Below are 13,789 nucleotides of genomic sequence, written 5' to 3'. Positions count from 1 at the left end.
AAAAAACCAGAGAAGCTAGCCTCTCTGGTTTAAATAATATTTTTTAAATCTGTCAACCTATTTTAGGACGACTCAAATAAAAAATTAAAGACTCTTTTTAAAATTATCTAGGTTTTCTTTAGCTTCTTCAGTTAAGTTACTCTCGTCATTGGTAAACCAAGCGTGTACATCTCCTATATAATTCATACCTAAATAATTGGCACTCTCTTTAAAAGGCATCGTAAAACCATCTTTTAAATCATTGGCTCCTGAGTTGCTTATCATAGCCATATTTTTACCTCTCAATTGTCTCCCAAGCTCCTTTTTATAATGTAATAAATCCGAAAGGCGGTCAAAAAAGACTTTTAAAGTACCACTCATGCTATACCAATATACGGGTGTTGCAAAAATAAGAGTATCATATTTTGCTATGATTTCTTCCATTAAAGGAATAAAATCATCATTTGAATTGTTAAAATCATAGTCAAAAAAGCCAATATTTTTCGTCTTTAAATCAACAATATCAAACTCATTGTTTGAATTTAGATAAGCTATGACTTTATGTGTATTTCCGTAACTTTTTGAACTTCCTTGAATTATAACTGTTTTTTTCATATTATATGTTTTTTGGAAGTTTAAAAGTGATAAATATAAATAGGAAAAAAGCTGTTTGTTAATTGATTTATTTGATAAATCCCAAGAAAAAATCAATCGTTAAACGTTTTAAATTTCTTACTTTTATAGTACAATTACCGTTTTTTATGAATGTAAACAAATATAAAGTATCTGGAAACATCCAATTAAATACTATTGGTACTAAAGAAGTAAAACCAGATGCAGAAAAAGAGCTTAAAAAACTAAGAAAAAAAATTAGTGAGCTACAAGATACTATGTATGCTGAAGGCAAGTATAGTGTGTTAATATGTTTACAAGGAATGGATACCGCCGGTAAAGATAGTTTAATAAGAGAGGTATTTAAAGATGTAAATGCCAGAGGAGTTGTGGTGCATAGTTTTAAAGTACCCACAGAACTTGAATTAAAACATGATTTTTTATGGAGGCATTACATAGCATTACCGGCAAAAGGAAAAATAGGAGTGTTTAACAGAACACATTATGAAAATGTGTTGGTAACTCGTGTGCATCCTGAATATGTGTTTTCTGAAAATATACCCCAAGTAACCTCTTTAGAAGATTTAGATGATGCTTTTTACCATTCAAGAATGGAAAGAATCAATCAATTTGAAAAGCACTTGGAAGAAAGCGGTACTATTGTGTTAAAATTCTTTTTGAATCTTTCAAAAGAAGAACAAAAAGACCGATTGTTACGTCGTTTGGATATTCCTGAAAAAAACTGGAAATTTTCTGCAGGAGATTTAAAAGAACGTAAGCTCTGGGATAAATACCAAGAATGTTATGAAGATGTACTTAATAAAACATCTACAAGTTATGCACCGTGGTATGTGGTTCCTGCCGATGATAAACCTACAGCAAGATATATTGTTGCCAAAGTGTTATTGGAAGAGTTGAAAATGTACAACTTTAAAGAACCTACATTGCCACAAAAGGTATTAGATCAGATAGATGAATTTAAAAAACAATTAAATAACGAATAAAAAGAAAGAGATAACAAAAAGAAATTAAAGTCTCTTGTGATTTTAAAATGGAATTAAATTTAACTAGACCTATCGTATTTTTCGATTTAGAAACAACAGGAATTAATATTGCAACAGATAGAATTGTAGAAATTTCTATACTTAAAGTATTTCCAAACGGAAATAAAGAAAGTAAAACATGGTTAGTAAATCCTGAAATAGAAATTCCCGCTGAAGCTATTGCTGTTCATGGAATAACTAATGAAAAGGTAGTAACCGAACCTACTTTTAAAGAGTTGGCATCTAAGATTAATGAAATGATTGGAGATGCAGATTTAGCAGGCTTTAACTCGAATCGTTTTGATATTCCTCTTTTAGCAGAAGAACTGTTGCGAGCTGATATTGATTTTGATATGGAAAATAGAAAGGCTATTGATGTGCAGGTTATTTTTCATAAAAAAGAGCAACGTACTTTAAGTGCCGGCTATAAATTTTATTGTGGAAAAGATTTAGATGATGCACACTCGGCAGAGGCGGATACTTTGGCAACGTATGAAATTTTAAAAGCTCAGTTAGACAAATATGAAGATATTGAGAATTCTGTAGAAGCATTAAGTGAATTTTCTGCACATAGAGAAAGAGCTGACTTTGCCGGTTTTGTATTGTATAATGAAGAGGGTAAAGAAATATTTTCTTTTGGAAAATATAAGGGACGTACGGTAGAGGATGTGCTAAAAGAAAATCCGGGGTACCATTCTTGGATTCAAAATGCTGAATTTCCTCTGTACACAAAAAAAGTATTAAGACAAATAAAAGAAAGAATGACACGCCCCAGAGCTATAATGTCTGAAGAAGAACAATTGAAAGCTTTACAAGCAAAATTTAATGCAAGGTAATTATAGAAAAGGTATAAAATAGAATAGATAAGATGTTTGTAGAATATAAAGAATTACCTGGTAATTCCAGAGTTTGGGTGTACCAATCAGATAAAGAATTTACCAATGCAGAGATTGCATTGATAGAAAAAAAAGCTAAAGAGTTTATTGAAAATTGGACGCGACACGGAGATGATTTAAAAGGGTCGTTTACAGTGAAGTATAATCAATTTATAGTGTTGGCAGTAGATGAAAGTTTTAATAATGTTTCAGGATGTTCTATAGATGCTTCTGTGCGTTTTGTTAAAGAATTAGAAAATGAACTCAATGTTGATTTGATGAATAAAATGAATATATCTTTTAAAGACGGAGATATTATTAATATAGTAAAATTATCAGATTTTCAACAATTTGCTAAAGAGCAAAAAATAAAACCAAGTACTGTTGTGTTTAATAATATGGTAAATACCAAAGAAGATTTTGAAACCAAATGGGAAGTTACTGCTAATGAGAGTTGGCATAAACGCTTTTTGGTATAACTATTGAGCAAAAAGATTAAAAGGTATTTACAATTACAGTTGAAAGAATGAGGAAAAAGATACTATTATTTATAACAATAACTTACGGTGCTTTACTGCAAGCACAACAATTAGACCCGTTACAAACTAAAGACTCAGAAATTCAAAATAAATGGGTTGATAGTATAATGAAATCAATGACTATTGATGAAAAAATAGGTCAGTTGTTTATGATACAAGCATATTCAAATCGTGATCAAGAGCACGAAAATTTTATAACTGAAATGCTTACAAAATATCATGTAGGAAACTTAATTTTTATGCAGGGAACTCCTGAAAAGCAAGTTGAGTTAAATAATAAGTATCAGGCAGTCGCTAAAATTCCGTTAATGATTGGTTTTGATGGAGAGTGGGGATTAGATATGCGTTTGAAAAATACGTACCGTTTTCCTTGGAATATGACATTGGGAGCAGTAACAGACGATAAATTAATTGAAGAAACCGGAAAAAGAATAGGAGAACACTGCAAAAGAGTTGGTATTCATATGAATTTTGCTCCGGTAGTTGATATTAATACCAATCCGGATAATCCAATTATAGGAAATCGTTCTTTTGGAGAACTTAAAGAAAATGTAGCTGAAAAAGCCATTGCTTTTACAAAAGGAATGCAAAGTGTTGGAGTTTTAGCCAATGCTAAACATTTTCCGGGACATGGAGATACCGCTACAGACTCTCACTTAATGTTACCAACCGTTAATTTTACTGAAGAGCGATTAGACTCAATTGAATTATATCCTTATAGAAAAGCATTTGACGCAGGAGTAACCAGTGTAATGGTAGCTCATTTAAGTATGCCTCAATTGGAATTAAATGCCAACTTACCTTCATCATTGTCAAAACGTATCGTAACCGATTTACTTCAATCAAAATTAGGATTTCAAGGATTGGTAATTACAGATGGTTTAAATATGAAAGGAGCAGCTAATTATAGTTCTCCTGCAGCAATTAATTTGGCAGCGTTATTAGCAGGTAATGATTTGTTGTTAATTCCGCAAGACATTCCTGAAACAATTAAGTTGTTTAAAGAGGCTTTAACTAAAGGAGAATTAACAGAAGAGCGTATAAATCATTCTGTACAAAAAATTTTAAAAGCTAAATACTGGGCAGGATTAGATAAATATAAGTCTATAAATACAGAAAATATCCAGAAAGATTTACACAGAGCAGAAGATGATGTTTTACATAGAAAACTTATTAAAAATGCGATTACAGTTGTAAAAAATGAAACTGGAAATATTCCTATAAAGCATTTAGAAAATAAAAAAATAGCGTATGTAGCTCTCGGAGATGATGAAGGAGATGACTTTTTAGAAATGCTACAGAATTATGCAAAAGTAGATAAAGTTACTGGTAAACATTTAAATACATTAAATCAAAAACTGAAAAATTATAATACGGTAATTATCGGATATCATACGTCTAATAAACACCCGTGGAAAGGTTATAAACTTTCAAATAAAGACTTGGTTTGGCTGTATGAAATTGCAAGAAATAACAATGTAATTTTAGCTGTAATGTCAAGCCCATATAGCTTATTGCAAGTAGAGCCTACTAATATTGAGTCTATCATTGTATCTTATCAAAATAGTAAACTGTCGCAAGAATTAACTGCACAGGCTTTATTTGGGGCTTTTGATATTAAAGGAAAACTTCCGGTATCAATTAAACAATTTAAGGCAGGAGAAGGAGAGGTTATTAATAAACTAGATGTTTTAGAATATACAATTCCTGAAGAAGTAGGAATATCTTCTGAAAAATTAGAGATAATAGATAAAAGAATAGATACTATTCTTCAGCAAAAAATGGCTCCGGGTGGTCAAATACTTATAGCGCGTAATGGAAAAGTCTTTTATTATAAAAGCTTTGGGTATCATACATTGGCAAAAAAAATAAAAGTTAAAAACTCTGACATCTATGATTTAGCTTCCTTAACAAAAATTTTGGCCTCTTTACCTTTAGTAATGAAAGCTGAAGAAGAGAAAAAAATAAGCCTTTTTTCAAGCTTGGGAGATTTATTGCCTAGATACAGTAAGTCTAATAAAGACACTTTAATGTTAAAAGAGATTCTATCTCATTACGGAAGATTACGTTCATGGATTCCGTTTTATTTAGAAACTAAAGATGAAACAACAGGAGATAATTCAATTCAGTATTATCGACACAGGTGGTCAAAAAAATTCAATACAAAAGTTGCTGAAAACCTGTATTTAGCAAAAAGTTATCAAGATACTATTTATAAGCATATTGTTGATTCAGAGCAAAGAGATAGGCCAGGGTATAAGTATAGTGATTTAGGCTATTATATGATAAAAGAAATTATTGAGAAGAAATACAAGAAACCATTAGATGTATTAGCAGATCAATTATTTTATAAATCTTTGGGAGCTAACAGAACAAGCTATTTACCGCTTAAGAAATTTAAAAAGAGCGAGATTGTTCCTACTGAAAAAGATGATTATTTCAGACATCAATTAGTACACGGATATGTGCATGATATGGGAGCAGCAATGTTAGGAGGAGTAGGAGGGCACGCCGGCTTATTTGCCAATGCTAATGATGTGGCTAAAATAATGCAAATGTATCTTCAGAAAGGAAGTTATGGCGGAAATAAGTATTTAGAACCTGAAACTGTAGAGAAGTTTAATACAAGATATTATGCGACTAGAAAAGTGCGTAGAGGTCTAGGATTTGATAAGCCACAAATACGACCGGAAGAAAAACCAACTTGTGGCTGTGTATCTGATAAAAGTTTTGGGCATAGCGGCTTTACAGGTACTTATACATGGGCGGATCCTGAGAGTGGAATTTTATATGTTTTTTTATCAAATAGAGTGTATCCTACAATGAAAAACAGAGGATTGGTAACCAGTAATATGAGAACTAAAATTCAAGAGGATATTCAGAATGCTATTTTGGATAAATAGAAGAAAATTTAGAGTAACACAATACAATAATAAAACTACATAGTAGATAATATAAACCAATAGTTTGATCAAAGAATAAGGAAATCAAAAAGCTTTGAATTAGGTAAAATAAAGGGAATAAAATAATATTAAAACCAAATCGGAAAGTATCTATAAATTCAACTTCATCGATTTTTCGGGAAACTAATTTCCAGATGCTATAAGGAATTATACTGTTAAGTTTAATAAGGAATAATAGTGGAGCTATATAATTTATAGTTTTTTTTGCAGGAGGTAAAGCAGCACTAGAATTTAAGTACTTGTTTATGGTTTTAGTTTGGGTGAAATCAATGCGAGCATTGTTTAACATCTGCAATTTATCTTCATAGTTTTCATCTTCAGGAATGTGAACGATTAACTTTTTAAGTTCTTCTGAAACATGATCTTTGATTTCTTTTGTAGCTTCAAATCTATTTTCTTTTTTTGTGTATATAGAAGTGTCTATTGGAGAGCCAAAATTAAGAGCTACTTTAGCAGGATAGTTAGCTATATTTTGATAAGTAATACCTACAGGAACAATATATAATTGTAATGAAGGTGTATTATCCAACGTTTGAAAAATAATACGGGTAAATCCTTTACTTAACGGACGAATAGTTCGTTTTTTATTATGAGTTCCTTCGGGAAAGATTAACAAACTACCTTCACTTTTAAGAATTTGCTCGCACTTATTAAAAATAGCCTCGTTTTTTGATAATTGATTAACACCATCTCTGATTCTGTAAACAGGCATCATTCCTAATAAATCAAAGAAGCTTGCAACTAGTTTATTTTTAAAAACTGCAGCTCTAACTAAAAAATGAGTTTTACGTTTTATATGAGTCGCAATAAGTAAAGGATCTATAAGTCCATTAGGATGATTAGAAGTAAACAAAACCGCACCATCTTTAGGTATCTTATTAGCTCCGTTAACTTTAATTTTTTGACTATAAAAAAACAATCCTGTTTTTATAACTACTTTAAAAAAGTAATAAACAACTATTCGCATATTATTTTATCTTTTTCTACCCCAATAGGTTGCTAATAACATACCGGAAAAAATATCCCATACCCCCCAAAAAGCGGCAAGTAAAGCCATACCACCTAAACCATCAAAAAAACTAAAAATAAGAAGCAAACCTAAACCTCCATTTTGTATTCCGGTTTCAATGGCTATCGTTCTGGAGTCTTGTGTTGATAATTTAAAAATCTTACTAGTTGAGTATCCTAGTACATAGGCAAGAAGATTATGAATAATAACTAAGAAAATAACTAAATGAATATAGTTTTTAAAAACATCAGCATTATCATATAAAGCAATAACTATTAAAATTAAAAAGAAAACCACTGAAAAAGGTCTGATAACTGCGCTAATTTTTTTGGCCATTTCTTTATGATAATAATTTACAAGCATTCCAAAAAATAAAGGAATGCCCAATATTAGTACTACCAGTTTAGTTAGCTCAAAAGGATTTAAAGCAACTTCTTTTAAAATATTTCGGGTTGGAGGATATAAATTACCCCAAATTTCTAAGTTCAAAGGAGTTAAAACGATACAGATTAAGGTAGCAAATGCCGTTAGACTTATTGACAACGCCGCGTTACCATTTGCCATCTTACTGAAAAAATTAGAAACATTTCCGCCCGGACAAGCAGCAATTAACATCATTCCTAAAGCAAAACTTGGATGAGGTTGAATAAGCGATACAAGTAGGAAGGTGAAGAGAGGAAGTAAAATAAATTGTGATAATATGCCTACGAACATAATTTTTGGAGTACGTAAAAGGCGTTTAAAATCATTTACTGTTATATCTAATGAAATTCCAAACATAATAATTGCCAGAGCTATATTTAACATCCATAAAGCCTCTGTGTCAAAATTTATTTGGATAGAATCAATTTGAATAGAATTAATGTTTAAAAGCATACTCAATAATATTAGCACCCATTTTTAAAGCTTTTTCTCTTATTTCTTTTGGGTCATTATGAACGGCGGCATCTTCCCAACCATCACTTAAATCACTTTCGTAGTCATAAAAAACAACCAATCGTTCATTGTAAAAAATTCCTAAGCCTAGAGGTGCTTTTTTGTCGTGTTCATGAATTTTAGGGAGCCCCTTAGGAAAAGAAAATGTTTGATGGTAGATAGGGTGATTTACAGGAATTTCTTGTAACTCAATCGAAGGGAAAATCTTTTTAAGTTCTCTTCGTATAAACTTATCTAAGCCATAATTATCTGAAATATGTATAAAACCACCAGATATAAGGTAATTTCTTAAGGTTGTTATATCTTCTTCGCTAAAAAAAACATTTCCGTGCCCGGTCATAAAAATAATTGGGTAATTAAAAATGGCATTGTCATCTAAAGAAACAGTTTGAGGCTCTCTATCTATTGCACTTTTTATTTGCAGATTTGTAAATTCAATTAGATTAGGAACAGCAGTAGGGTTTGCATACCAATCACCACCTCCTTTGTATTTTAAAATTCCTACCTGTTGTGCAAACTGAGACTGTGTTATAAAAAAAAGTAGAATTAGTATAATTGAATTTTTCACTAGTGCTTATTTAGTTTATTATAAAAGCAAGATACTAAAACATAATCAAAAAACACCAACATGCGCATGTTGGTGTTTTCTTTTTTCCCCTTAAGAAATTAACATTTTCTGTGATTAATTTCATTACAATAATAAAACATTTATTTCTTATCAGAGTCCGAAAACGTCCAGAATAGATGTTTTCGGACTAGTTTTATGTTTTTTGTTGATTTTTTTCTAAAAAAAAACACCAACAAGGTTAGTTGATGTTTTTAAGGTCTGAGCCCTTTCTTTTTCATCGTTAAGCCTAGATACTTAACAATATGTTTGAATAAATTAAATTTAATAATTAAAAAAACCCTTCTAAATTTTTAATTTTTAAACTATTCTTTATGTCAAACAAAAATAAGTTATATAAATAACTACAGGGTTCGGAAACGTCTATTCTGGATGATTCCGAACTAATTTTCTGTGAAAAATAGTTTAATTAATTAAAAGTATCTGATTTCTGTAGGTAAATGGAGTTACTCCTGTATGTTTTTTAAAGACGGTAAAAAAAGTAGATTTTGAATTAAATCCTGATTCTAGACCAATCGAAGCAATTGTGTACTTTTCATAATTAGGATTGGTTAAAAGTTTTTTGGCCTGTTCAATCCTCATTTCATTTAAATAATCAATAAAACTTTTATTGGCAATGGTATTGATGATTAAAGAAAGTGTGCTAGGGCTAAAATCACTTTCAGAAGCTAAATTTTGCAACGTATATTTAGCTAATAAAAATTTTTTTTCAGATCGTATTAAGTAGTCAATTTCAGAGAAATACTCTTTGTATTTTTCTAATTGTTCTTCAGAAATACTATGGTTATTAGAATTTAAAGTTATTTCTTGTTGACTTTCAGTAAAAGACGGCGGTGTAGTTGAAATTTCTTGTCTGATATGTTGCCTTTCTTTTAAAATTCTTAATTGTCTTAATCCTTGATATCCTAGCCAGTATATTAATACCGTTGTATAAATACGTAAAGGATAATATGAAAACATAAAGCCTTTAAAATTTAAACTTACTTTAATAACTAATGCTGAAATCCACAAAATATAACCAAGAGATGATAATTTAAAAAAGGTGTTAACCCATTTTAAATTGTCGTAAGAAAGAATTTTAGGAAATAACTTTTCTTTTTTTAGTAAATAATAAGAATAAATAAATAAACTGATTGAAATGGTAAAACTTATAATTTCTTCTATAGAAGTATATCTTTCGTATATAAAATCTTGGTAAGTATTGGTTTTGATGTTACTGTAATATAAAACAAAACTTATTTGTGCTGCAATAGATAGGATAAAAAGAGGAATAACAATTTTTAGTAAGTTATATGTTTTAGCGGTAATGTTTAGGTAGTTAATTAAAAACATATATAAAAAAGGCATTGCTAAAAAATGCCAAGGAACCTGAATATAATCTAATGCAAATTTGTGCTGAAAAAGTTTGTTTTCAAGTGCCCAAGACTGGATGTTATTAAGGGAGATTGATAATATTAAGAGGTTTAGGTATAACATGCTTTTATCTTTCCCGTTTTTTGACGAGAAAAGAATAATACTAAAAGCAAAACCATGTAAAGCGCTTATAAGTAAAAACAGGTTAAAAAAATCAGCAGTACTCAATAATTAAGGTTATATATTGAGTTAAATATACGAAAAAGAATTATTGATGTAAAAAACTAATATGTTGAACACAGGTAATTCCGGCGGTTTCTGTTCTTAATCTGTTGTGACCTAAACTAATAGGGGTAAAGTTGTTTTTAAAAGATTTTTCAATTTCATCATGAGAAAAATCGCCTTCCGGACCTATAAGTATAGTATATTTAGAATTTAAGCTAGCTACGTTTTTTAATGTTTTTTTAGTTGTATCATCTTCACAATGGGCTATAAATAGCTCACCTGTAAAATTTTGTTGAATGAAATCTGAAAAATGAATAGGTTCATTAAGTTTAGGAAGTTTAAACTGTAAAGATTGTTTCATAGCAGATTGAATTATTTTCATAAGTCTTTCCGGTTTGACCACTTTTCTTTCTGAGTTTTTACAAATAATTGGAGTAATCTCATCAATACCTATTTCAACAGCTTTTTCTAAAAACCATTCAAAACGATCTATATTTTTTGTTGGTGCAATAGCAACGTGTAGGTAATAATTTCTGTTACTATTAATTTCTTTACAGTTAATTACTTTAGTAACACATTTTTTATCATTAGCTATTATAATTTCAACATCAAATAAAAAGTTACTTCCATTGGTAATATATAAGATATCTCCTTCTTTTTTTCTTAAAACTCTTACAATATGGCGACTTTCTTCTTTATCAAAAGTAACTTGTTGAGTGTTTTCAGTTATGTCTGAGTTAAAAAATAATTGCATTATAAATCAATTCTATAAGTTCTTCTTCTTTTATGGACTACCGGGCTAAAATCTTTCCATATCTGATGAATGGCTGTATTTTCAACTAATTCTGGAGTTCGGATACAATCGTTAATATTTTTATCTTTTAGTGTATTGATAAACTCTCTAAAAACAATGGCAGTAACACCTTTATTTTGATAATCTGGTCTTACGCCTATTAAATAAAAAATTACATCTTTAGATTTTTTCTTGGCTTTTAAAAGATGGAAAAGACCCCAAGGAAAAAGTTTTCCGTTTGCTTTTTGAAGAGCTTTTGAAAAGGAAGGCATTACTATGGCAAATGCTACCATTTTATGGTTTTCATCCATTACAAACTTAATAAGTTCCGGATTAATAAAACTGATGTATTTTTTTTTGAAATAAGTTACTTGTTCATCAGAAATAGGAACATAGGTTGATAGTTTAGAATAGGTTTGACTGAATAGATCAAACATTTCATCAACATAAGGCATAATATCTTTAGTAGATGAAAAATTTAAAGCGGAAAGGTTATACCTTTTTTCAATTAAATTTCCGGCTTTTGTATATTTTTTGCTATCAACATTATTGAATAAAAACTTACTTTCTAAGTACTCCTTTTCTTTTTTAAAGCCTAATTGTTCAAGATGGTCTTTATAATAAGGATGATTATACCAGGTAATCATGGTTCCAATATGATCAAAGCCATCAACTAAAACTCCTGTTTTGTCAAGATTATTAAAACCTACCGGGCCTTCTACATATTCCAAATTATTTTGTAGTCCTATTTCTTTAACCTTATCTAACAGTGCTTTACTTACGTTAATATCGTCAATAACATCAAACCAACCAAAGCGCATTTTTTTTATTCCTTGCTTTTCTACTTCGTAGGTATTAATAATAGCAATAATTCTACCAACAATTTCTTGATTACGAATGGCTACCAGAAAATGAGCTTTTGCATGTTCGAAAACTGGGTTTTTAGTTTTATCGAAATTAGCAATTTCATCATTTATTAAAGGAGGCACCCAATAAGGATTGTTTTTATAAAGTGAAAAAGGAAACTTAACAAATTGTTTCATTTCCTTTTTACTAGTTATTTCTTTAACTGTAATCATTTTAAAGTTTATGTCTATATTTTATTGATCTTCTTTTTCCTTTTTTTCTTTCTCTTCTTCTTTCTTTATTTCTTCTTCAAGTTTTTTAATCTCCTTTTCTAGTTTTAAGCGTTCTTTTTCTTTACGCTTAGCTTCTTTTTCTTTTTCCTTTTCTTGACGTCTTTTCTCTTTTTCGGCTTCTTTTTCTGCCTTTTTAGCAGCTTTCTTTTCTTCTTTAGCTGTTTTTTTCTTTAATTTTTTATCTTCTTTAGAAATCACGTCTACTAAAGAACCTTGTCTTTCTCTTCTAGGTTTAGCAGTTCTAACCTCTTCGCCACCTTTGTTGTTAGGAGAAATATCTAAATCAACTTTTTGTTCTCTTTTTTCTTTCTTTTTAAACAGCTTTTTTACTTTACTGAATAATCTGCCAAAGAAGCCTCTGTTTTCATCATACTTAATAGGTTTATCTTCTTCAATTTTATTTCCATAATCGTCAATCTCAACAAAATTATCATTGTGTTTATCAAAACGATAGGATAGACCTATTCCGGAAGTAATTCCTACTTCTTTTCTTTCAAAATTAGCTCGTATTGAAGCATTAATTTGAATATTCTCACTAAGAAGATAGGCCGCTCCACCACCAATACTACTTTTATTTTCGTATTTTTCAAAAACTCCCTGTAATTCAGCAAAACCAGACCAATAATCATTAAAATTATAGGTTCCGGTAACAATGTATGAATACTCTGTGTAATCACTTCCAATATTGTCATAATATAGGTTAGTTATGACGTTAAGTTTATCTGAAAATTCATTTTGTAACAGAATTCCTACTTTAGGAGTAATTCCCCCTTTGTCATAATAATCAGTTAAAAGACTCCCAAAATTAAGTCCTGCATATATTCCTACATGAGGAATCCAACGTTTCCAATCAAACGAATGTCTTGCTTTCCAACTTCTAATTTCTTTTGATTTATCTTCATAAGTAGGAGCATATACTAAATATTTAGCTCCTAGAGTAAGATCACTAAGACCGGTTTTATAATATGAAGACTCAAAAATATTTTTGAAGGCTATTTTATCATTAGATAAAGAAGTATTAAGATTTAACTCTAGTTTTTCAAAAAAGAAACTGGTTCTGAAAAGTAAATTTAGTCCAATTGATTGGGGATTGCTAAAAGTTTCTGTGGTAGGAACTTTTCTGTAAAAAAGATTCGACTCAAACTGATAAACTCCTGAGCCAACACTATATGGACTTTCAGATAAGCCGGGCCTGTTTGAATTTATAACTTCGGTATACTGTGCATGCACAAGTATGGTTGAACAAAAAGAGAAAAAAAATAATAGCCTTTTAATCATGTTATAAAAATCAATTTGAGCTGTAGTACAAACATACAGTAAAAATATGAATTACTACATAGTTATAAGTTTTGTAAACTCTTAACGTTACCTTTTGTATCAAATTGTTATTTTTGGTTAATTTTTTGAATATTTTTTTTAGATGATTATACATCAAGCAGGACCTATGAATTTTTTACGAACACTACTTATAATTCTTTTAGTTTATTATGCTGTTAAATTTGTTGTAAGACTTTTTGCACCATATTTAATCAAAAAAGCAGTTGATAAAGTGCAAAAAAAAGCACAGCAACAGTACAATAATCAAAAAGAAACCACTGTTGAAGAAGGCAAAACAGTAATTGACAAAAAACCTACTCAAAATAAACAAAGTAATGACTCAGTAGGAGAGTATGTAGATTTTGAAGAAATAGACTAATT

The 13,789-nt window shown here is 29.8% G+C and carries 13 protein-coding genes; 5 read left to right on the top strand and 8 right to left on the bottom strand.

The window, feature by feature from the left end:
• Nucleotides 1-84: 84 nt before the first annotated feature.
• Nucleotides 85-594: a flavodoxin family protein gene (locus ACQY1Q_RS15470; RefSeq protein WP_431006235.1), complete on the bottom strand. Its 510-nt coding sequence runs from the start codon at nucleotides 592-594 to the stop codon at nucleotides 85-87.
• 146 nt (nucleotides 595-740) lie between these two features.
• Here ACQY1Q_RS15470 and ACQY1Q_RS15465 point away from each other — a divergent pair, with 146 nt between their 5' ends.
• From ACQY1Q_RS15465 to ACQY1Q_RS15450, 4 genes are read left to right on the top strand one after another with little or no spacing between them, the layout of a single operon-like run.
• Nucleotides 741-1,595, top strand: a complete 855-nt coding sequence (locus tag ACQY1Q_RS15465) for a PPK2 family polyphosphate kinase (RefSeq protein ID WP_431006234.1) — start codon at nucleotides 741-743, stop codon at nucleotides 1,593-1,595.
• Between the two features lie 47 nt (nucleotides 1,596-1,642).
• On the top strand, nucleotides 1,643-2,470 hold the full coding sequence (locus ACQY1Q_RS15460; RefSeq protein WP_431006233.1) for an exonuclease domain-containing protein: 828 nt from the start codon (nucleotides 1,643-1,645) through the stop codon (nucleotides 2,468-2,470).
• Nucleotides 2,471-2,502: 32 nt separating this feature from the next.
• The gene (locus ACQY1Q_RS15455; RefSeq protein WP_431006232.1) at nucleotides 2,503-2,988 is read left to right on the top strand and encodes an ABC transporter ATPase; all 486 of its coding nucleotides are present in this window, start codon (nucleotides 2,503-2,505) and stop codon (nucleotides 2,986-2,988) included.
• 47 nt (nucleotides 2,989-3,035) lie between these two features.
• A complete protein-coding gene (locus ACQY1Q_RS15450; protein WP_431006231.1) occupies nucleotides 3,036-5,951 on the top strand; it encodes a glycoside hydrolase family 3 N-terminal domain-containing protein in 2,916 nt (971 codons plus the stop codon).
• Here the strand turns inward: ACQY1Q_RS15450 and ACQY1Q_RS15445 are convergent.
• The 7 genes from ACQY1Q_RS15445 to ACQY1Q_RS15415 all read right to left on the bottom strand — a co-directional run bounded on the left by ACQY1Q_RS15445 (nucleotide 5,935) and on the right by ACQY1Q_RS15415 (nucleotide 13,369).
• Complete coding sequence (locus tag ACQY1Q_RS15445) at nucleotides 5,935-6,978, bottom strand: lysophospholipid acyltransferase family protein (protein ID WP_431006230.1); 1,044 nt, start codon at nucleotides 6,976-6,978, stop codon at nucleotides 5,935-5,937. The two genes, ACQY1Q_RS15450 and ACQY1Q_RS15445, sit on opposite strands and share 17 nt — an antisense overlap.
• Nucleotides 6,979-6,984: 6 nt before the next feature.
• The gene (locus ACQY1Q_RS15440; RefSeq protein ID WP_431006229.1) at nucleotides 6,985-7,896 is read right to left on the bottom strand and encodes a bile acid:sodium symporter family protein; all 912 of its coding nucleotides are present in this window, start codon (nucleotides 7,894-7,896) and stop codon (nucleotides 6,985-6,987) included.
• Complete coding sequence (locus ACQY1Q_RS15435; RefSeq protein WP_431006228.1) at nucleotides 7,880-8,524, bottom strand: DUF4159 domain-containing protein; 645 nt, start codon at nucleotides 8,522-8,524, stop codon at nucleotides 7,880-7,882. The genes ACQY1Q_RS15440 and ACQY1Q_RS15435 overlap by 17 nt, the downstream gene beginning before the upstream one ends.
• 462 nt (nucleotides 8,525-8,986) lie before the next feature.
• Nucleotides 8,987-10,057: a helix-turn-helix domain-containing protein gene (locus ACQY1Q_RS15430; RefSeq protein WP_431006227.1), complete on the bottom strand. Its 1,071-nt coding sequence runs from the start codon at nucleotides 10,055-10,057 to the stop codon at nucleotides 8,987-8,989.
• Nucleotides 10,058-10,202: 145 nt separating this feature from the next.
• The gene (locus ACQY1Q_RS15425; RefSeq protein WP_431006226.1) at nucleotides 10,203-10,913 is read right to left on the bottom strand and encodes a 16S rRNA (uracil(1498)-N(3))-methyltransferase; all 711 of its coding nucleotides are present in this window, start codon (nucleotides 10,911-10,913) and stop codon (nucleotides 10,203-10,205) included.
• Nucleotides 10,913-12,031: a GTP cyclohydrolase gene (locus tag ACQY1Q_RS15420; RefSeq protein WP_431006225.1), complete on the bottom strand. Its 1,119-nt coding sequence runs from the start codon at nucleotides 12,029-12,031 to the stop codon at nucleotides 10,913-10,915. Before ACQY1Q_RS15420 ends, ACQY1Q_RS15425 begins: the two co-directional genes overlap by 1 nt.
• 21 nt (nucleotides 12,032-12,052) lie before the next feature.
• The gene (locus ACQY1Q_RS15415; RefSeq protein WP_431006224.1) at nucleotides 12,053-13,369 is read right to left on the bottom strand and encodes a transporter; all 1,317 of its coding nucleotides are present in this window, start codon (nucleotides 13,367-13,369) and stop codon (nucleotides 12,053-12,055) included.
• 142 nt (nucleotides 13,370-13,511) lie between these two features.
• Here ACQY1Q_RS15415 and ACQY1Q_RS15410 point away from each other — a divergent pair, with 142 nt between their 5' ends.
• The gene (locus tag ACQY1Q_RS15410; RefSeq protein WP_431006223.1) at nucleotides 13,512-13,787 is read left to right on the top strand and encodes a DUF4834 family protein; all 276 of its coding nucleotides are present in this window, start codon (nucleotides 13,512-13,514) and stop codon (nucleotides 13,785-13,787) included.
• Nucleotides 13,788-13,789 lie beyond the last annotated feature (2 nt).

This window comes from Tenacibaculum sp. TC6, from assembly GCF_050606265.1.
Lineage (GTDB): Bacteria > Bacteroidota > Bacteroidia > Flavobacteriales > Flavobacteriaceae > Polaribacter.
Note: the sequence above shows the minus strand (reverse complement) of the source record. Positions and strands in the feature narration are given on the sequence as shown.

Coding starts and splice junctions, on each gene's coding strand:
- ACQY1Q_RS15470 (WP_431006235.1), bottom strand. CDS start 594: ATGAAAAAAACAGTTATAATTCAAGGAAGTTCAAAAAGTTACGGAAAT.
- ACQY1Q_RS15465 (WP_431006234.1), top strand. CDS start 741: ATGAATGTAAACAAATATAAAGTATCTGGAAACATCCAATTAAATACT.
- ACQY1Q_RS15460 (WP_431006233.1), top strand. CDS start 1,643: ATGGAATTAAATTTAACTAGACCTATCGTATTTTTCGATTTAGAAACA.
- ACQY1Q_RS15455 (WP_431006232.1), top strand. CDS start 2,503: ATGTTTGTAGAATATAAAGAATTACCTGGTAATTCCAGAGTTTGGGTG.
- ACQY1Q_RS15450 (WP_431006231.1), top strand. CDS start 3,036: ATGAGGAAAAAGATACTATTATTTATAACAATAACTTACGGTGCTTTA.
- ACQY1Q_RS15445 (WP_431006230.1), bottom strand. CDS start 6,978: ATGCGAATAGTTGTTTATTACTTTTTTAAAGTAGTTATAAAAACAGGA.
- ACQY1Q_RS15440 (WP_431006229.1), bottom strand. CDS start 7,896: ATGCTTTTAAACATTAATTCTATTCAAATTGATTCTATCCAAATAAAT.
- ACQY1Q_RS15430 (WP_431006227.1), bottom strand. CDS start 10,057: ATGTTATACCTAAACCTCTTAATATTATCAATCTCCCTTAATAACATC.
- ACQY1Q_RS15425 (WP_431006226.1), bottom strand. CDS start 10,913: ATGCAATTATTTTTTAACTCAGACATAACTGAAAACACTCAACAAGTT.
- ACQY1Q_RS15420 (WP_431006225.1), bottom strand. CDS start 12,031: ATGATTACAGTTAAAGAAATAACTAGTAAAAAGGAAATGAAACAATTT.
- ACQY1Q_RS15415 (WP_431006224.1), bottom strand. CDS start 13,369: ATGATTAAAAGGCTATTATTTTTTTTCTCTTTTTGTTCAACCATACTT.
- ACQY1Q_RS15410 (WP_431006223.1), top strand. CDS start 13,512: ATGATTATACATCAAGCAGGACCTATGAATTTTTTACGAACACTACTT.